This is a genomic window from Vibrio sp. 10N.237.312.B06 (genome assembly GCF_041464685.1).
In the GTDB taxonomy this organism is placed as follows: Bacteria; Pseudomonadota; Gammaproteobacteria; order Enterobacterales; family Vibrionaceae; genus Vibrio; species Vibrio tasmaniensis_A.
This window is the reverse complement of record NZ_JBFSPI010000067.1, coordinates 1-19,177: the sequence shown is the minus strand read 5'-3', so window position 1 is coordinate 19,177 and position 19,177 is coordinate 1. Positions and strand designations below refer to the sequence as shown.

The following is a 19,177-nucleotide window of genomic DNA, read 5'->3' as shown; positions in this document are numbered from 1 at the left end:
CTATCCCTAGCCCCTCCCAAATCAGGAGGAGCCAAAACAATTTGTCGTAAGTTGGTTGGTGTCAGCTCATGGCTGATTTAAATTGATTGGCTAGCTCGTAATTGACTAGCTCGCTAGCGAGTTCTCACTCAGAGCATCGAACAAGTGGAAAGCATCCAAATCCAAGTAAAGCGTCAGATCTTTTACATCCACTTCAGCCGCTTGGGTTTCAACCATCAACGGCTGACCGCCAATTTCTGTTTTCAGAAGAATGCTTGCGCCCAGTAATTCCTAGTCTTTGATTTTCACAGGGAATGGCAGCACGCGGTCGTGGTCAACTTGCTCGGCACGTAGGTGAATGTCTGTTGGACGAACACCAAAATGCAGCGCTAGGTTCTTAGACGCCAGAGACTTAAAGCGCTCAGGCAGTGGGATATGAACATCGCCAATTTCAACGAAGTACTCGCCTTCTTTTTCAATCAGTTTTGCTTCCAACATGTTCATTGACGGGTTACCAATGAATTGCGCGACAAACTTGTTTGCAGGACGCTGGAACACCTCGGTTGGTGTACCAACTTGAGCAACATAACCGTCTTTCAGGATCACGATGCGATCCGCCAGTGTCATCGCTTCGATCTGATCGTGGGTTACGTAGATCGTAGTGGTTTTAAGCTCGCGGTGTAGATGTTTGATCTCTTCACGCATTACGCCACGCAGTTTGGCATCGAGGTTAGATAACGGCTCATCAAACAAGAAGACCTTAGGTGTACGAACCATTGCGCGGCCCATTGCTACACGCTGACGCTGACCACCAGAAAGCTCTTTTGGCTTACGGTTCAGTAGCGGGTCAAGTTCTAGCATTTTCGCCGCTTTTAGCACTTCTACGTCGATTTCTGCTTTTGGCATGCCCTTCAGTTTTAGCGCAAAGGCGATGTTCTCGTACACCGTCATATGTGGGTACAGAGCGTAGCTTTGGAATACCATCGCCAAGTCACGGTCTTTCGCGTCGACTTTATTCATCAACTTGCCACCAACGACGATATCACCAGAACTGATGCTTTCAAGGCCAGCTAGCATGCGTAGCGTTGTCGATTTACCACAGCCAGATGGGCCAAGAAAAACCACGAACTCACCGTCTTCAACCGTAAAATCAAACTCTTTTACAACTTCAACATCACCGAATGATTTTTTGATGTTCTTAAATTCTACTTTAGCCATTATCTGTTCTCCTCAGCGCGCTCTAGCAGCATATTTCGGTACGCAATTGCGCTCTGTTTCAATGTTCTTTCTTGGGTGGTGTAGTCAACATGGACAATGCCGAAACGCTGGCAGTAGCCGAATGCCCACTCAAAGTTATCCATCAGGCTCCAAGCGAAGTAACCATCAACTTTCACACCGGCTTCAACCGCGTTGTGAACCGCTTCGATATGACCTTGGAAATAGCGAACACGTTGGTCATCCATCACTTGTCCGTTAACACGTTCATCGTTGCCCGCTGCGCCATTTTCTGTGATGTAGATAGGCGGCATGTTTTCGTAACGCGCATCCAGTCTGACCAATAAATCGGTTAAACCTTGTGGGTTAATCTCCCAGCCGATGTAAGTGTGTTCTGCGTCAGTCTGTTTTACTGATTCAATGTCGCCATTCTCATTGAAGCGAGCGACATTGCGTGTGTAGTAGTTGATGCCGATGTAATCGACCGGTGCGCTGATGATGTCTAAATCACCGTCAAGGATCATCGGCATGTTCATCGCTTGACGCTCAACCACTAACTGCGGGTACTCGCCTTTCAATACTGGGGCGATGAACCAGTGGTAGTTCTCGGCTTCGCAGTAATCTGCTGCCGCTTGGTCTTGTGGCGTCAGCGGGTAAGCTGGTGTCGCGTTGAATACCACACCATGCTTAGCATGAGGTGCATTGTTACGAAGGATCGGCATTGCCAAACCGTGTGCCAGCATTAGGTGGTGAGATGCTAGGTAGCCTTCTTTCTCACCTTTGATACCTGGCGCGTGTTCGCCCCAACGGTAGCCTAGGAACGCAGACACAAACGGTTCATTGAGCGTGGTGTACACGTCAATGTTATCGCCAAAGTACTTACTCACCACTTCTGCGTATTCTGCGAATTTGTAAGACGTTTCTCGGTTTAGCCAGCCGCCTTTATCTTCAAGGTATTGCGGAAGATCCCAGTGATACAACGTCACATATACCTTCATGCCACGAGCATGACACTCATCGATGATCTGACCGTAAAACTCTAGACCTTGCTGGTTCACGACACCGTCTTGTGGCAGGATGCGCGGCCATGCAATAGATAGACGGTAAGCATCAACGCCTAAGCCTTGAATCATCTCGATATCTTGTTGCCATAAATGGTAGTGATCACACGCCACATCACCATTGTCGCCGTTATCGACCTTGCCCGGCGTCTTACAGAAAGTGTCCCAGATAGACGGTGTACGACCGCCTTCTTCAACGCCGCCTTCAATTTGGTATGAAGATGTCGCGACACCGAATACAAATTCCTTACTGCGTAACTTTGAATCACTTGGAAGTTGATATTTATTCATTGTTATAACCCTTAAACCTAACCTTTGACTGCGCCGGACGTTAAACCACTGATCATCTGTTTCGATGCGAACAAGTAAGTAATCACGAGCGGTAAAATAGAAATTGTGGTACCTAGCATTACCGCGCCCCATGGCGTATTCGGAATACCTTGAACACTTCGAAGTGCTTGCGTAATAACATAGTTATCTGGGTTGTTTAGCACCACGAGAGGCTGCATGAACATGTTCCAGAAGAAAACGAACTGAACAATCGCAAGCGTTGCCAGTGCAGGCTTCATCAGTGGCAGTACCACGCTCCAGTACGTTCTGAACTCACCAGCACCATCCAATTTCGCTGCTTCAAGTAGCTCTTTTGGAATCGATGCAATCACGTGCTGACGCATCAAGAAGATACCAAATGGTGTGGTGGTGAACGGTAGCCATACCGCCATGTGGTTATCCAACAAGCCTAAGAATTTCACGATCATGAAGTAAGGGATCAAGCTAAGCACAGGCGGAATCGCCATTGAGCCAACCAGCATGCCGAACAACACGTTCTTACCGCGGAACTTAAACACAGCAAACGCGTAGCCACCCATGCTACAAAACAGCAGCGAGATAGTGGTGCCTAAGAAAGCCACGTAAATCGAGTTAAACATCGCTTTCCAAAACGGCATGATTTCAAGCAATTTAGCGTAGTTAATCGCCAGGCTATCGCCAATCGCAAAGCTAATGCCCGTGCCAAAAATTTCAGAACGGTCACGCGTTGATAGCAGTGCCGACCATACAAATGGAAAGACTGTAATTAGCGCTGAAACAACCAGTAAGATACCTAGCATGACCATCAAGATCTTAGTCAGAATGAACATGCTGCGTTCGCTTGGTATCAGTCCACTTAGTGGTGAGGTATTTGTCTTAATTGATGTCGACATCTTAATGTTCCCCTAAGCCTTTCTTACCGAAGAGTAAAAATTGAACCAATGTACAAGTCGCGATGAGTGCAAACAGAAGCCATGAAATCGCTGAGGCCGTGCCCATTTCTAGCCATTCCCAACCCACTTTGTAGAGGTACATAGAGATAGTTAAACCAGATTGGCCTGTACCACCTGTGCCACGCGTTAGTACGAACGGTTCTTCAAACATTTGCAGGTTACCGATGATGGTCATCGTAATTGCAAAGAAGATAAATGGACGAATCATTGGTAGTGAGATGTTCCAGAAGCGGCGGAAGGCATTGGCACCATCCATACGAGCAGCTTCTAAAATGTCTTTAGGAATCGTCATTAAACCCGTGGTGTAAAGGACGATGTTAAAACCGGTGTATTTCCAGAAAACCATGATCGCGATAGACGGCTTCACCATAGTGGCATCGTCTAACCAGCGGATGGGTTGAAAATCATTAACCCAAGCAAATGCCCAACCAAACAGCGTGCTATCAGCCAGAGCCATCAGCGTTTGGTTAATAATTCCTGAGTTAGGAGAGTACATGTTGAAGAAAATCAGTGACGCTGCGACCGTTGATGTGATGAACGGTAGAAAGTACGCCGATGTTAGCCAGTGACGCATACGGTCACCCATTGAAACCAACATGTAAGCCACTGGAATAGCGACTAAGTGCTGAGCCACGCCTGAAGTGATCGCTAGCCAAAGCGTGTTCTTCAATGAACGCCATAGCCATGGGTCCGTTAAAGCAATGTGATAGTTCTCAAAACCCACAAACTCCATCGCATCCATGCCTCTTACCGGGTTCCACTCGTGGAACGACAGGTAAACAGAGAACAACAGCGGGAAGATCCCAAATACAGAAAAAATGATCAGAAACGGCAGAAGAAATCCATACGGTGTAAGCGCTTTCAAATTTAGACGAGAAAAAAGGCTTTTGTCCGCAGGTTCTATCGTTGTGCTCGCTGTATGATTCATAGTAACGACCTCTTAAAAAGGAAGCGCGTTATCCACGCTTCCTCACTTACTTAAAGTAAAAACAAATTAAAGATTGCGCGTGCGACGCTTGATTAGACGCTCTGCCTCTTTAAGCGCAGTCTTGATGTCTTTACCTTCATCAAGTACTTCCATCAATGCGTTCTCTAAAATAATAGAACGTGCAACGTGGTCGCCTTGTGCTGGAGAGACGGGTTTGATGTTTTGCGCCACTTCAGCAAAAAGAAGACGGGCTTTTTGTCCGCCTAGGAATTCCATCTCTTCTTGGAAAAGCTCATCGTCATACGTGGTGATGTTCGCTGGGAAAGCAGCAATCGTTTCGAAGTGTTTAAGCTGTACTTCACGATCCGTCGTCATGTATTCAATAAGCGCCCAAGCTTCATCTGGGTTGTCTGATTGAGTTGGAATTGAAAGGAATGAACCACCCCAACTGCCGTAGATACCATCAGGTAGGTTTTCTACTGCCCACTTGCCTTTAGTTTCAGGTGCAATCCAGTTGTTTAGATGACCAAGAAGCCAAGCGCCAGAAAGTTGAGTTGCAAATGTGCCGTTGCGGAAGCCTTCGTACCATTCGTTAGACCAAGCTAGGATACGGCCGTCTAAACCTTTGTCGCGAATCTCTTTTGCTACTTCAAAAGCGTGAACAAAACGCTCTGATGTCACAACAGGGTTGCCATCTTTATCGAAGTACAGACCTTCACCTTCAGGAACCGTCGTGAAGATAATTGCTTGTGCTACGTCGGCTGCTGAAGCGATAAGTTGTACGTTTTGCTCTTTCAGTTTTTCACCAGCAGCGATGTATGAGTCCCAATCTTTGATTGCGTCTTCTACATTAATGCCTGCTTTTTCGAACACGTCAGTGCGGTAGTACATAACGCCAGGACCAAGGTCGACAGGGATGCCGTACATATCGCCATCAGCGCCTTTGCCCTGTGCCCATGCGTAAGGTGCGAATCGTTCTTCGTACTTATCTGCACCGTAGTTTTCAGACAAGTTAACTAGGCCACCAGAACCCACGAATGGACCAATTTTCTCAACGTCCACAACAATCACATCACCCGCACCAGAACCTGTTGCAAGGTTCGTTGTCAGTTTCGTGTGGTGGTCACCGTGGTTGTTCATAAGGTAATCAACTTTGATACCCGTTTCCTTTTCGAAATCAGGCAGTAATACCTTCAGGCTGCTATCGAAATCAGGGAAACCGTCGAAACGAATTTCTTTGTCTGCTGCATTTGCAGATGTTGTACCTAATCCTAAAGCAACCGCGCATGAAAGCGCTAAGGTCTTAAATTTCATGTTCTATCCTTAATATTTTTATAGGGTAACTGGTAAATCCGATACCGAGTTTCTAGTGACCAACGTCGGCAGCAATTTAAAGTTCACGTCATGTTTTATTTTCTTTAGCTTTTGCAGAGTGAGCTGCACAGCTTCAATGCTCATCTCTTCAATAGGGAAATTAATGGTGGTCAAACTAGGGGTCAGATAGCGCGCGAAGATGGTGTTATCGAAGCCCACCAATGAAACGTCTCTCGGTACAGAGAGCCCTTCTTCGTGTAACACTTCGAAAGCGCCAAATGCCATGTGATCATTCGAAGCAAATACTGCGGTGAAATGACACTTACGATTCATCAGCTTCTTCATAGCACTGATGCCCGTCTCTTCAGTAAAGCCCGCTTCCGAGACTAAGGCTTCATCGTATGGCACACCCGCTTCTTCCAAGGCCTTTCGATACCCCTGCAAACGCCCCCTAGCGTCTGCCTTATCTAAAGGCCCGGTAATACACGCGATATCTGTGTGTCCCTTTTGCAAAAGATATTGAGTAGCGAGTAGCCCCCCGACTTCGTTATCAATATCAATGCAACTCATCGCCATTTCTGGGATGAAGCGGTTAATTAAAACCACAGGGGTCCCCTGTTCTTCCAATTCAATTAAATAATCATCACTGAGCAATTGAGTATGAAGAATCAAAGCATCAACACGACGCCCCAACAGAAACTCCACAGACTCACGTTGCCCTTGCTCAGTATTCGAACCCGCTGTAACGACAGCGTGGTAACCAAAGCGGCGTAGGTTTTCCTCTATGCAATGCAAGATGCCTGAATAGAAAGAACCGCCCAGTTCTGGAACAACTACACCAACACTTCCGGTACGACTTGAAGCCAAAGCTTGAGCAATAGAGTTCGGGCGATAACCCAATTCTTTGATCGCTTTTTCAACCTTTAACTTCTTGTCATGACTGACTCTGCTAGTGCCATTAATAACCCTAGACACTGTCGCCTGAGACACACCTGCATGTTCTGATACGTGTTTAATTGTTGCCACTCGAACCTCGATACTTCATTAGCTTGTAACCGCTTACAAAACGATTATTAAAGAAAGGCGTCTTGGTTGAAGTGAGTGTCATCACACTAAAGTTGGAGGTAAAAAGGCCAGTTGTGGAAATCATGAAAGCGCTTACAGATTAACTTCACGCCATGAAACTGTTTCATGAAATCATGAATCCATCGTGAGTCAGTTTTGTTAAAAGCCTTAGTTCCGTGAAGGGGTTTCAACACACCTATTGGCGTATCAAATACGATGGGTATCGAGTATTTTCCACCATCTAGGCTATTGATATGCAAAGGCTACGACGTGAGTTAGCCATTACAATTACTAGGGATAAAGCAGGGTACGCGAGATAGATTAAAATAATATGAAACGAGGTATTGAAGATGTCATGGAGAGCAGAGGGAGAGGCAATCCAAAATGATACAACAGATATTCAAGACGAAAAAAAGGCACAAAGAATGTGCCCAAGAATGGAGTTAATTGAAACGTGCCCTAATTAATCTGCCTTTAGGGCTAAAATGGACAGTATTACTTACTCTTTAAAAGCATAGGTATTTCAACGTATGCTCTTAAAAAGCATGGATATTCGAAAGTATGGCTCTTTGAAAATATGCCTAATTCAAAGAGCTATTGTTTCTAGCTTGTGATTACCACCAAGCTTCAAACATTGCGCCGAACGACAATGTATCAACATTGGTTGTGTTCACAGTGTTGCCTTTAGTTTCTACATCACCCACGGTTGTGTAAAAGCGAAGCATTGGACGACTCCAAGGTAAGCCACCTAGAGAAACGTTTTGAGATAGAGTTACTTTCCACGCATTCTCTTCACCGTCGTCATCGTAATCAACCATGCCGTAGCCAGCTTCTAACCATGTAGAGTGAACATCATCCCATTGGTACTGTGGACGAACGATACCCGCGTATTCGGTGTTATCACGATCTAAGTCTGCACCAGAGTTGTCTTTGTACGACACTAAGTAACCAATGATGAATTTATCCGATGCTGCGTAGTTACCTTCTAAACTTGCGTAAAAAGTTTGGTAGTCACCTTTAAGTTCAAATACCGATGAATCTGCACCGTCACCGTATTTCACTATTAATCGGTTAGAATCGCCTAAGCCTAACGTAGCACCTACCAAGTAAGCCGTTTCATCACTGACTTTAGTACCAGCAGTCACCACTTTTTCAGTTAAACCTGTATCTTGATCGATTACGTACTCAGTAGAGCTTGCTGTATCCGCTTCATCAGAAGCAAAACCGTAGTTCGCGTAAAAATCCAGATTACCAATACCAGCGTCAATGCTGTGTAGTTTCGCAGTCACGGCGTATCGGCCGTTGTCATTCACTAGGCCGCCTTTTACTTGGCCTACAAAGCCCATATCTAGCTTCGCGCCGCCGAAATCTAAGTTGTTAAAGCCAGCACCTTGACCATCGTGTGTCATCCAGAAGTAATCGTTCAAACCTTGTTGCGGACGTTGATGGAAGTCACGACCAGCCCACATGTAAAGTTCTGGTTGGCTTTCAAATACATTGGTTACACCAGCGTACATTTTTTTCATGCTCAAGCCGCCATCGTCAGCCCAAGCATCTGCTTCCCAGTGGTCGGCCATGAATACGACGTCCCAAATCGCACCATTGTCAGCTTCGAAAAGCTTAGCTAGCTGAACCTCACCACCATTAGCTTCGTTACCCAAACGACCGACAGAACGACCTGTTGTACCGATATCTACGTAACGCTCATCACCGCTCTTGTAGTGAGCGCCGTAACGAGCATAACCAGAGAAGACGATGCCATCTGGCACCTTAGTTTCAGCCGTTAAAACCGCGGGTTGTTGATCGTTAACATAATCAATATCAACAACCTTAGATTCTAACTCTTGAATTCGTTTTTCTAGTGCTTCGATATTAGTATCAGCAGCAAAAGAAGAGAGTGAAGCAAGCGAAGCCGCCACTGCGACCGTTATTGGCAAAAGCTTAAATTTTTGCATTGTAATTCCCTATTATTTTTTTGAGTTTTCATCGAACAGGGAAATATTAAGCAATGAAAGCGTTGAAAAGTTGGTTGCTGTTCACACTGATAAACCAGCCTAAATACCATGAAACTTTTAGAGTTATCACCAGAAATGGTTATTTATTTATAATCAGATAGATAGACGTAAAAATCCGTAACAATACAGCTTGAAATCGCTTTCATTTCATCAGTAATGGCGGGGTCTATCACGGAAAAGAGTGTGGTGGAGCGAGGAAAATATGGTGAAATTTTGATTGGTTTTCGTAAATATGAAAAGCCTCAAAATCTAAGGCAGATTTTGAGGCTTTTTGGACTGAGTCAAATACCCAGTTATCTAAAATTAAGTATTTTTTAGATTGAATCTAGGGACTCTATTCCCATATTGAACAGGGTAAATGCGTAGATATCAGCAGTGAGATCGATCGCTTTACTCAACGGCATCCCAGCACCATGGCCCGCATTAACATCGATACGAATCATCACGGGCGCACCGCCTTCATGCTTATCTTGCAGCTCTGAGATGAACTTATAAGAGTGAGCCGGTACCACTCGGTCATCGTGATCAGCGGTCGTCACCAATGTCGCAGGATAGTCCGTGCCGCGCACCACATTATGAACCGGAGAATAACCAAGCAGATATTCGAACATCTCTTTATTTTGCGCGGATGTACCGTAGTCGTACGCCCAACCTTCGCCAGACGTGAATGTGTGGTAACGCAACATGTCCAACACCCCAACCGCAGGCAGAGCCACTTGGAACAGCTCTGGCCTTTGTGTCATACAAGCGCCTACCAGCAAGCCTCCGTTAGAACCGCCGCGAATCGCCAACTTATCGCTACTGGTATAGTTTTCTTCAATTAAGAACTCGGCAGCAGCAATGAAGTCGTCAAAGACATTCTGCTTTTTCTGCTGAGTTCCGGCTTTGTGCCACGCCTTACCATACTCACCACCGCCACGCAGGTTTGGCACCGCATATACGCCACCCAGTTCTAGCCAACTGCCAACAGTGCCCGAGAAAGAAGGCGTTAGGCTAACGTTAAAGCCACCATAGGCGTACAACATGGTTGGATTATTGCCATCTAACACTAATCCCTTCTTATAAGAGATAAGCATCGGAACCTTGGTGCCATCTTTCGAGGTATAGAAGACTTGTTTAGACTCAAATTGATCCGACTCAAACGGAGACTCAGAGCGTTGGTAGATTTCAGAATTGCCTGATTCGACATCGAAAGAGAAAATCGTTGGCGGCGTTACATAGTTGGTAAAGGTGTAATAAAGCTGAGTTTGCTCGTTTTTTCCACCTAAGCCACTGGCCGTTCCCAGCCCAGGCAAATGAATTTCACGAACTAGGTTACCTTGGTAATCCAACTGCTCAATCTTAGACACCACATCCACCATGTAGTGGGCAAACAAGTAGCCACCGCCCGTACTGATATCCAATGGCTGTGGCTTTTCAGGGATGATTTCGAGCCATTTCCCATCGCGAGTATCAAAGCTCACCACCTTGCCATTAGGCGCATCAAGATTGGTGTATAGAATGAAGGTCTCATCTTGGTTATCGATGAGATAAGTGTCGCTATCCACATGACCAATCAGCGTATTCAGCTTTTGTTCTGGTGAATTTAAATCGATATAGAACAGCCTGTTACCCGATGTCGACTCTCGCCCTAGAATGATCAAGTAACGGTCATCTTCGGTGGTATAGCCTGATACATAGCGGTGCTGCTCGGTGTTGTTCTCACCAAAAATCACCTTGTCGCTAGCTTGCTCTGTACCCAACTCATGGAAGTAAAGTTTGTGCTGTTCGGTACGTGCAGAAAGCTGGCTGCCGTCTGGCTTGTCGTAACTAGAGTAATAAAAGCCGCGATTACCCAACCAAGAAATACCGGTAAATTTAGCGTCTGTGATTTCCGTTTCGAGCTGCTGTTTAGTCTCGGTATCAATCACGAAGATCTTGCGCCAGTCACTGCCGCCCTCAGAAATGCTGTACGCCACTAGGCTGTAGTCTTTAGAAAACGACACCGAACCCAGTGATGTGGTGCCATCTTCCGAGAAGGTATTCGGATCTAGGAACACTTCAACCTGCAGGCCTTCTTTCTGACGATAAAGAATACTGTGATTCTGCAGACCATCATTCTTATAGAAATAGGTGTAATCACCTCGCACAAACGGCTGTGAGCTCTTTTTGTAGTCTTGTGCTTTCGCCAATCGCTCTCGCAGTTCTGCGCGATACGGGATTTGAGCGAGGTAATCAAACGTGACTGCATTTTGGCTCGCCACCCACTGCGCTGTTTCGTCACTTCTGTCGTCTACTAACCAGCGATATGGGTCTTCGATTATCTGACCAAAGTAGTCATCGCTGACGATCTGTTTGTTGGTGACTGGACATTGATACTCTTTTAAATAGCTCATCGTGATCCTTATTAAAAATAATGTGAAATCGTCAGATAACGCGTTCTGATGTGTTCAATCAATAACTTAATCTTGTTCGGTGGCTGGCGCGTAAAGGGGTACACAGCATAAATACCCAGTTTTTTACCGACCAAATCTGGAAAGATGTCCACCAGCTGGCCGTTACGAATGTCGTGATAAACCAGACAACGCGGTACGTACGCCACACCATGACCGCCCAAAGCGGCTTTTCTTAATGCCGTCGCGTTATCGGTAGAAAAAGAGCCAGAGACACGCACGATGTATTTGTCGTTGTCGGTACAGCCATCCTTACTGTGTAAGAACTGCCACTCGCTGGCGCCTGTCGTTTGATAAGCGTATTGCAAGCAATTGTGCTCGACCAAATCCTTGGGATGCATCGGCTTCCCGTTCTTAGCGATATAAGATGGCGAGGCACATACCACCCATTGTGAATCCAATATATGACGGGCAATTAAGCTTGAGTCTTCCAAGTAACCAGTTCGAATGACCAAGTCGAGACCATCCTCAACCAAATCAACAAATCGATTGTTAAGAGACATATCGACCGTTAAACCTGGATGCATATTACAAAACTCGGCAACAGCGTCTGCGAGAATCAAATCTCCGGAGATAGTAGGCACTGACATTTTGATATGACCACTGACATTTTCACCAAAGCCTGAAACTGCGTCCATAGCCTCTTGAGCCGCCTGCTTCACATTTTTGGCTCCGTGTAACATTGCCTTGCCCGCCTCGGTCAGGGTCAATTTACGCGTGGTTCGATATAATAGCTGCACGCCTATCTCTTCTTCCAAACGCGCAATTCTCTTACTAACTACCGAATTTGTAAGGTTATTTTGTTCCGCCACCTTACTAAAACTACCTAGCTCTACTACCTGTGAAAACAGGATCAAATCGTCTGCTCGCATTTGATTATGCCAATTTTGGAATTAATTATTTTCATTATTTCCCTATATCAATAAAAAATAAAGGGGTAAATTCACGCCAAATTAACAAAACAATTACAAAAACAGCTTTTGCAATCACATCGGTTACAAATAAAGCGACTCTAATTACAACAATTGAATCCATGAGATTCAGATACACCTACAAAACTAATGACGTGTTATTCACTTCAAACATGAACGTTTGAAAACAAGTACGAGGAAGTACCCATGAGTGAAACTCTACTAGCTTTATTGGCCTTTTCGCCAATAGTTGTTGCAGCGATTCTGCTGGTTGGCCTTAACTGGCCTGCAAAAAAAGCGATGCCCGTGGCATTTGCATTAACCGTTGCTATCGCCCTATTCGCATGGGATATGTCTAGCACTCGCGTGCTGGCTTCAGTATTCCAAGGCTTCGGCATTACCGTGTCGGTTCTCTGGATTGTGTTTGGCGCCATCTTCTTATTAAACACTTTGAAACACACCGGAGCTATCACCACCATCCGCAACGGATTTACTGACATATCAGCAGACCGTCGTGTACAAGCGATCATCATTGCTTGGTGTTTTGGTTCATTCATTGAAGGTGCGTCTGGCTTCGGCACACCTGCTGCAATCGCCGCTCCATTATTGGTTGCAATTGGCTTCCCAGCGTTAGCCGCGGTACTGATGGGCATGATGATTCAATCTACGCCGGTATCGTTTGGCGCGGTGGGTACACCTATCATCGTTGGCGTAAACAAAGGTTTGGATACGCACAACATCGGTGAAAGCCTGATTGCCAATGGTTCAACATGGGATGCTTACCTACAACAGATCACATCAAGTGTTGCAATCATCCATGCCTGCGTTGGTGTGATGATTCCTGTATTGATGGCGATGATGCTGACTCGCTTCTTCGGTAAGAACAAAAGCTGGACTGAAGGTCTTGATATCCTGCCATTCGCACTGTTCGCAGGTGCCGCTTTCACCATTCCTTACGCACTAACGGGTGTTTTCCTCGGTGCTGAGTTCCCATCACTGATTGGTGGTTTAGTTGGCCTTGCTATTGTTGTAACAGCAGCAAAACGTGGCTTCCTCGTTCCTAAATCAAAATGGGATTTTGAGAGCGAAGACAAGTGGCCAGCAGAATGGCTAGGTTCTTTGAAAATCGATCTAGATGACACTCATTCAAACAGTAAGCAAGGTCATAAGAAAATGAGCATGGCGATGGCATGGGCACCTTACGTGCTGCTCGCTGTCACTCTAGTTGCTAGCCGTGTGAGCCCTGAGTTCAAAGGCCTGCTTAAGAGCGTTAGCCTTTCTTTCAGCAACATCCTTGGCGAGACCGGTGTAAGCACAGCGATTCAACCTCTGTATCTACCAGGCGGCATCTTAGTCTTCGTCGCGCTGGTTGCGGTTCTAATGCAATCTCGCAGTGCAGCTCCACTGGCTAAAGCCTTTGGTGAGTCGAGCAACACTCTGATAGGCGCTGGCTTTGTGTTGGTGTTCACTATCCCAATGGTTCGTATCTTCATTAATTCTGGCGTGAACGGTGCCGATTTAGCAAGTATGCCAGTAACCACTGCAAACTTTGCAGCTGACCTAGTCGGCGGCGCATTCCCAGCGTTAAGTGCCACGGTGGGTGCGTTAGGTGCCTTCATTGCAGGTTCGAACACCGTTTCAAACATGATGTTCAGCCAGTTCCAATTCGAAGTAGCACAAACACTGTCGATCTCTAGTGCTGTGGTTGTTGCTCTGCAAGCCGTTGGTGCTGCAGCAGGTAACATGATTGCGATTCACAACGTGGTAGCCGCATCTGCGACCGTAGGCTTGTTAGGACGTGAAGGCGCAACACTACGTAAGACAATCATCCCAACGTTCTACTACTTGGTGATGACCGGAATCATCGGCCTAGTGGTTATCTACGGCTTCAAAATGACAGACGCACTTATGTAAACCATAAGTCGTTACAAAAGCACTTGGCGTTAATACACAATTCCCCGACTGCAACACCGTCTAATAAGACAGTTGATGAGTTTCGGAATGGATACTAAAACACATCAACACCCCCGGGTATTAACGCCATTTTATTAAGAACAACAAGCAGCCCAAGCCAAGCTCTCATAGAAGGGCAACATCCCAAGAATTTAGGACTGAAATTATGATCATATCCGCATCGACTGATTACCGCGCCGCAGCAAAAGCGAAATTACCACCGTTTCTTTTCCACTACATTGACGGTGGTTCTTACGGAGAACATACCCTACGCCGCAACACGGCCGATCTTGCAGAGATCGCGCTCAAGCAGCGTGTCCTCAATGACATGTCGGACCTAAATTTGGAAACCGAGTTGTTTGGCGAAAAGCTGGCGATGCCGATTGCATTAGCTCCAGTTGGCCTAACAGGCATGTACGCACGACGTGGTGAAGTACAAGCAGCAAAAGCCGCCGATAACAAAGGCATCCCTTTTACGATGTCGACCGTATCGGTATGCCCGATTGAAGAAGTCGCACCTAAGATTGAGCGCCCAATGTGGTTCCAACTTTACGTACTAAAAGATCGTGGCTTCATGAAGAACGTATTGGAACGTGCCAAAGCGGCAGGCGTGACGACACTGGTCTTCACGGTGGATATGCCAGTACCCGGCGCTCGCTACCGTGACATGCACTCAGGAATGAGTGGTCCAAATGCAGCAATTCGTCGTGTATTTCAATCTATGCGTCATCCTAGTTGGGCTGTTGATGTTGGCCTACTAGGCAAGCCACACGATCTTGGCAATATCTCTACTTACCGCGGTTCTCCAACCAAACTGGAAGACTACATCGGTTGGTTGGGTGACAACTTCGACCCGTCCATTTCATGGAAAGACCTAGAGTGGATCCGTGACTTCTGGGACGGCCCGATGGTCATCAAAGGCATTCTTGATGAAGAAGATGCAAAAGACGCCGTTAGATTTGGTGCAGACGGTATCGTAGTTTCAAACCACGGTGGTCGTCAGCTGGATGGTGTTCTATCAAGTGCTAAAGCACTGCCTGCGATTGCAGACGCGGTAAAAGGCGACACTAAGATTCTGGTCGACTCTGGCATTCGTACTGGCTTAGATGTAGTTCGCATGATGGCGATGGGCGCAGACTGCACCTTGCTTGGTCGCTCTTTCGTCTACGCGTTAGCAGCGCAGGGACAAGCAGGTGTTGAGAACCTACTCGACCTATATGACAAAGAGATGCGCGTTGCGATGACTCTAACTGGCGCCAAGACAATCAAAGACTTAACTCGCGAATCTCTGGTAGGGCTAGATTAAACCTCAACGATTTAGATTCGGATTCGGATTCGGATTCGGATTCATGCTTTGGTCTACTTAGACTGAAGTTCAATCGGTGTCACAGCAATTACACTGCCGTTGTGACACCGTTTAAGCACTGGAAAATAAAATAAAAAGCTAGGGCGTGTTGATCTTTCGAGCTGATTTTTGCAGCGAGTTGCTGGGTATTTATACAAGGCAGAGGCGTCGATGTGTAGCTAGCCTACATAAGAAGCCGATAACTTAGTAGAAATGGCCAGCAAACGCTGCCCGAAGGGTTCAGCTAAAAGCGTTTTACTCTTTGTTGAGGGGGATTTGCTTAGAGTAACTAGGCTACTTCCCCCTCGCCGCGATTAAAACGCTTTTATCTCGAACAAAATTTAATCACGAAAGGTCAACACGCCCTGAACAGTGCCAAATAAGAAGCACAAGGAAGCAAAGATGGAGACGACCACATCCCATGAGCGAGTAATAGAGGCACAAGCTTATCAGCAGCTTGAAGCGATACTGGCTCAAAAAATCGAATCAGAACGCATTGTCACTCAAGAGGCAAAGCGCTTGGCTTACGGCACCGATGCGAGTTTTTATCGCTTGGTGCCGAAAATGGTTCTAAGGCTCAAAAACTTAGACGAAGTGATATTCACCATTCAAAGTTGTCGCGAACTCGGTATTCATTTTACCTTTCGCGCCGCGGGCACTAGCCTGTCAGGGCAAGCCGTTTCAGACTCGGTACTCATCACACTGACCGACGACTGGCGTGGTCATGAAATTGTCGACAACGGCAATCAGATCATCCTGCAACCGGGTGTGATTGGTGCAGATGCCAACAAATACCTTGCCCCTTTCCAACGTAAAATCGGCCCAGATCCAGCTTCAATCAATACCTGTAAAATTGGTGGTATCGCGGCGAATAACGCCAGCGGCATGTGTTGTGGTACTGCGCAAAACTCGTATCGCACCGTTGAGAGCATGAAAATCGTATTGAGTGATGGCTCCCTGCTTGATACGGCAGATAACGCAAGTGTTGAAGCATTCAAGCTATCACATAAAGATCTGTTTGAAGGCATTGTCGAATTACATCAACAGACAGCTTCAAACCAAGAACTCGCAGACAGAATCCGCCACAAGTACCGCCTCAAAAACACCACCGGCTACGCGCTCAATGCTTTGGTCGATTACCACGACCCAATCGAGATCATCAAACACTTGATGATTGGCTCAGAAGGCACACTAGGCTTCATCGCTGAGATTACCTACAACACGGTTATCGAACACCCGAACAAAGCTTCGGCTCTGTTGGTGTTTGCCGACATCGAACAAGCCAGTAAAGCCGTTACTACGCTATCAAAAACACCCGTTGCTGCCGTTGAATTGATGGATGGCAGAGCGCTGCGTTCAGTGGCTGATAAGCCAGGTATGCCTGCATTCATGCCGAACTTGGATTTAGAAGCCGCAGCGATTTTGGTTGAATCACACGCCAGCTCCCAGCCGGACTTAGATTTACAATGTAAATCAATTTTGGACGCATTAGCTGATTACACGATTGTTGAATCAGTCCCTTTCACGTCCGATCCCAAGACTGTCGCAACCCTATGGGGCATTCGAAAAGGCATGTTCCCTGCGGTTGGGGCCGTTCGTGAAGTCGGTACAACCGTTATCATCGAAGACGTGGCTTTCCCTGTCGAAAACCTCGCTAACGGCATTCGAGAGCTGCAAGAGCTGTTCGATAAATACGACTACAGCGAAGCGATTATTTTCGGCCATGCCCTCGAAGGCAACCTGCATTTTGTGTTTACTCAAGGCTTTGATAGCCAAACAGAAATCGATCGCTACGGCGGTTTCATGGATGACGTTGCTGAACTGGTTGCGGTGAAATACCAAGGTTCTCTGAAAGCAGAGCATGGTACTGGTCGTAACATGGCGCCTTATGTGGAGCTAGAATGGGGCAAGGATGGCTACGCCTTGATGCAACAGATCAAAGCCTTGTTTGATCCAGAAAGACTGCTCAACCCCGGCGTTATTATTAACGACAATCCAAATTCACACATCACGAATTTGAAGCCAATGCCTGCTGCTGACGACCTTGTCGACCGCTGTATTGAATGTGGCTTCTGTGAGCCTGTTTGTCCGTCTCGTACCTTAACTCTATCGCCACGCCAACGTATCGTGCTGTACCGCGAGTTACAACGCCGCCGTGCTGCAGGTGAAGAGATAGAAGCAAGTGAGCTAGAGAAAACCTTCGAATACCAAGGTATCGATACCTGCGCCGCAACTGGCCTGTGTGCCGAACGTTGCCCAGTGGGAATCAACACCGGTGATTTGATTAAGAAGCTTCGTATTGCCAAGTACGAGAAATTTACACCAATCGCCAAATGGACAGCGGATCATTTCTCGACCACCACTAAACTGACTAAGGCCGGCCTCAAAACCAACCAAGTGGCGAGCAAAGTATTAGGCGCAAACACAGTCGGCAAGCTAACCAACGGCTTGCGCTCAATCACTAAAGGCGCGACACCGGTTTGGATGCCGGAGATGCCGCAATCCAATAGCCACTCGCTAACCTCATCACCAGTGACGGCAGAATCCTCAAGCAATCATAAGAAGGTGGTTTACCTGCCTTCGTGTGCGAGTCGAACTATGGGACAACAAAGCGATGCGGGCGATCAACGTCCTCTAACTGAAGTGACCATGTCTTTACTTAACAAAGCCGGATTTGAGGTTATTCTTCCGAAGAAGCTAGACGACCAATGTTGTGGCATGCCTTACGACAGCAAAGGGATGACCGATTTAGCCCAAGCTAAAGCACAACAACTCGAAGAAGTGTTGTGGCAAGCGAGTCGTCAGGGTGAATACCCAATATTAATGGATACCAGCCCATGTGCTAAACGCAGTATTGAACAGTTCACCAAACCGTTAGAGGTATTAGAGCCGACAGGGTTTGTGAATCAATACCTGCTTAAGCACCTGACACTTGAGCCGCTGCAAGAAACCGTGATGTTGCATGTGACTTGTAGCTCTCGTCGAATGGGTTTGGAAGGCGCGATGTTGAGCCTTGCTAAAGCCTGTACCGAAGAAGTCATCGTTCCTGAGCATATTCAATGCTGTGGTTGGGCGGGTGATAAAGGTTTTACCACTCCAGAGCTGAATGAGGCGGCGGTACACCCACTCAAAGAACAAGTACCAAGCAACTGCACTCGTGGATTCAGCAACAGCCGAACCTGTGAGATCGGTTTATCACATCACAGTGGCATTCCGTATCAATCCATCTTGTACTTGGTGGACGAAGTGGCGCAGTAGCTTCACTCTTAGTACAGAGCAATTTGATCTAACTTAAAACGAAAATGGCAGCCTAATCAGGCTGCCATTTCTTTATTCGATTTAAAACGTATTACCGAGCTAGATATTGCTGAGCTAACAGCTACTGAGCTAGGCGCATCAACTCTTCTGGCGAGTAATGTTCTGCTTCTGCGCCTTTGGCGATTAAGTCGATCACTTGGAATTCGCTCATGTCACCAAACTCTTTGGTTAAGTAATCACGAAACGCTTTCTCATTCGGCCATTTGCCTCGCACGATATAGCCCTCTTCTTTGTCAAAATCTTCTGTTTCAAAGAATGAAAAATCGGTCATACCGATATTGTGGCAATACAAAACGAGATACATAATTTTTCCTCAAAAATGGGGTTACTAGGGCGTGTTGATCTTTCGTGAGTGTTTTTTGAACAGCATGGTAAAGAG

General features: G+C 46.5%; 13 protein-coding genes and 1 pseudogene. 3 read left to right on the top strand and 11 right to left on the bottom strand.

Annotated features, from left to right (window positions below; all coding sequences use genetic code 11):
- Positions 1-105 precede the first annotated feature (105 nt).
- From AB6C75_RS16800 to AB6C75_RS16755, 10 genes and pseudogenes are all read right to left on the bottom strand, one after another.
- Positions 106-1,197 (bottom strand): annotated as a pseudogene (locus tag AB6C75_RS16800) (ABC transporter ATP-binding protein).
- Complete coding sequence (locus AB6C75_RS16795) at positions 1,197-2,546, bottom strand: GH1 family beta-glucosidase (protein ID WP_372108296.1); 1,350 nt, start codon at positions 2,544-2,546, stop codon at positions 1,197-1,199. Before AB6C75_RS16795 ends, AB6C75_RS16800 begins: the two are co-directional and overlap by 1 nt.
- A gap of 17 nt (positions 2,547-2,563) precedes the next feature.
- Positions 2,564-3,457 carry a carbohydrate ABC transporter permease gene (locus AB6C75_RS16790; RefSeq protein WP_009846153.1) on the bottom strand — a complete coding sequence of 298 codons (894 nt, stop codon included), beginning with the start codon at positions 3,455-3,457 and terminating at the stop codon, positions 2,564-2,566.
- A gap of 1 nt (position 3,458) precedes the next feature.
- A complete protein-coding gene (locus tag AB6C75_RS16785) occupies positions 3,459-4,445 on the bottom strand; it encodes a carbohydrate ABC transporter permease (RefSeq protein WP_009846152.1) in 987 nt (328 codons plus the stop codon).
- A 66-nt stretch (positions 4,446-4,511) separates the two neighbouring features.
- A complete protein-coding gene (locus tag AB6C75_RS16780) occupies positions 4,512-5,759 on the bottom strand; it encodes an ABC transporter substrate-binding protein (RefSeq protein ID WP_372108294.1) in 1,248 nt (415 codons plus the stop codon).
- Positions 5,760-5,777: 18 nt separating this feature from the next.
- Positions 5,778-6,785 carry a LacI family DNA-binding transcriptional regulator gene (locus tag AB6C75_RS16775; RefSeq protein WP_065111791.1) on the bottom strand — a complete coding sequence of 336 codons (1,008 nt, stop codon included), beginning with the start codon at positions 6,783-6,785 and terminating at the stop codon, positions 5,778-5,780.
- Between the two features lie 653 nt (positions 6,786-7,438).
- Positions 7,439-8,779 (bottom strand): carbohydrate porin, encoded by a 1,341-nt coding sequence (locus tag AB6C75_RS16770; protein ID WP_372108291.1) that lies wholly within the window; start codon positions 8,777-8,779, stop codon positions 7,439-7,441.
- A gap of 374 nt (positions 8,780-9,153) precedes the next feature.
- Complete coding sequence (locus AB6C75_RS16765) at positions 9,154-11,214, bottom strand: prolyl oligopeptidase family protein (protein WP_372108289.1); 2,061 nt, start codon at positions 11,212-11,214, stop codon at positions 9,154-9,156.
- An 11-nt stretch (positions 11,215-11,225) separates the two neighbouring features.
- The gene (locus tag AB6C75_RS16760; protein ID WP_372108288.1) at positions 11,226-12,143 is read right to left on the bottom strand and encodes a LysR family transcriptional regulator; all 918 of its coding nucleotides are present in this window, start codon (positions 12,141-12,143) and stop codon (positions 11,226-11,228) included.
- 34 nt (positions 12,144-12,177) lie between these two features.
- Positions 12,178-12,306 (bottom strand): hypothetical protein, encoded by a 129-nt coding sequence (locus tag AB6C75_RS16755; protein ID WP_261879047.1) that lies wholly within the window; start codon positions 12,304-12,306, stop codon positions 12,178-12,180.
- A gap of 83 nt (positions 12,307-12,389) precedes the next feature.
- On the opposite strand from AB6C75_RS16755, the gene AB6C75_RS16750 reads away from it, so the two are divergent.
- The 3 genes from AB6C75_RS16750 to AB6C75_RS16740 all read left to right on the top strand — a co-directional run bounded on the left by AB6C75_RS16750 (position 12,390) and on the right by AB6C75_RS16740 (position 18,738).
- On the top strand, positions 12,390-14,096 hold the full coding sequence (locus AB6C75_RS16750) for an L-lactate permease (protein ID WP_372108286.1): 1,707 nt from the start codon (positions 12,390-12,392) through the stop codon (positions 14,094-14,096).
- 205 nt (positions 14,097-14,301) lie between these two features.
- On the top strand, positions 14,302-15,441 hold the full coding sequence (lldD, locus tag AB6C75_RS16745) for an FMN-dependent L-lactate dehydrogenase LldD (protein ID WP_010432610.1): 1,140 nt from the start codon (positions 14,302-14,304) through the stop codon (positions 15,439-15,441).
- 441 nt (positions 15,442-15,882) lie between these two features.
- Complete coding sequence (locus AB6C75_RS16740; protein WP_372108283.1) at positions 15,883-18,738, top strand: FAD-binding and (Fe-S)-binding domain-containing protein; 2,856 nt, start codon at positions 15,883-15,885, stop codon at positions 18,736-18,738.
- Positions 18,739-18,859: 121 nt separating this feature from the next.
- On the opposite strand, the gene AB6C75_RS16735 is transcribed toward AB6C75_RS16740, so the two are convergent.
- The gene (locus AB6C75_RS16735; protein WP_102299817.1) at positions 18,860-19,102 is read right to left on the bottom strand and encodes a hypothetical protein; all 243 of its coding nucleotides are present in this window, start codon (positions 19,100-19,102) and stop codon (positions 18,860-18,862) included.
- Between the last annotated feature and the right edge of the window lie 75 nt (positions 19,103-19,177).

Bases quoted from the DNA above. Each gene is read 5' to 3' on its own strand.
- AB6C75_RS16795 (WP_372108296.1), bottom strand. From the start codon at position 2,546: ATGAATAAATATCAACTTCCAAGTGATTCAAAGTTACGCAGTAAGGAA.
- AB6C75_RS16790 (WP_009846153.1), bottom strand. From the start codon at position 3,457: ATGTCGACATCAATTAAGACAAATACCTCACCACTAAGTGGACTGATA.
- AB6C75_RS16785 (WP_009846152.1), bottom strand. From the start codon at position 4,445: ATGAATCATACAGCGAGCACAACGATAGAACCTGCGGACAAAAGCCTT.
- AB6C75_RS16780 (WP_372108294.1), bottom strand. From the start codon at position 5,759: ATGAAATTTAAGACCTTAGCGCTTTCATGCGCGGTTGCTTTAGGATTA.
- AB6C75_RS16770 (WP_372108291.1), bottom strand. From the start codon at position 8,779: ATGCAAAAATTTAAGCTTTTGCCAATAACGGTCGCAGTGGCGGCTTCG.
- AB6C75_RS16765 (WP_372108289.1), bottom strand. From the start codon at position 11,214: ATGAGCTATTTAAAAGAGTATCAATGTCCAGTCACCAACAAACAGATC.
- AB6C75_RS16760 (WP_372108288.1), bottom strand. From the start codon at position 12,143: ATGCGAGCAGACGATTTGATCCTGTTTTCACAGGTAGTAGAGCTAGGT.
- AB6C75_RS16755 (WP_261879047.1), bottom strand. From the start codon at position 12,306: ATGGATTCAATTGTTGTAATTAGAGTCGCTTTATTTGTAACCGATGTG.
- AB6C75_RS16750 (WP_372108286.1), top strand. From the start codon at position 12,390: ATGAGTGAAACTCTACTAGCTTTATTGGCCTTTTCGCCAATAGTTGTT.
- lldD (WP_010432610.1), top strand. From the start codon at position 14,302: ATGATCATATCCGCATCGACTGATTACCGCGCCGCAGCAAAAGCGAAA.
- AB6C75_RS16740 (WP_372108283.1), top strand. From the start codon at position 15,883: ATGGAGACGACCACATCCCATGAGCGAGTAATAGAGGCACAAGCTTAT.
- AB6C75_RS16735 (WP_102299817.1), bottom strand. From the start codon at position 19,102: ATGTATCTCGTTTTGTATTGCCACAATATCGGTATGACCGATTTTTCA.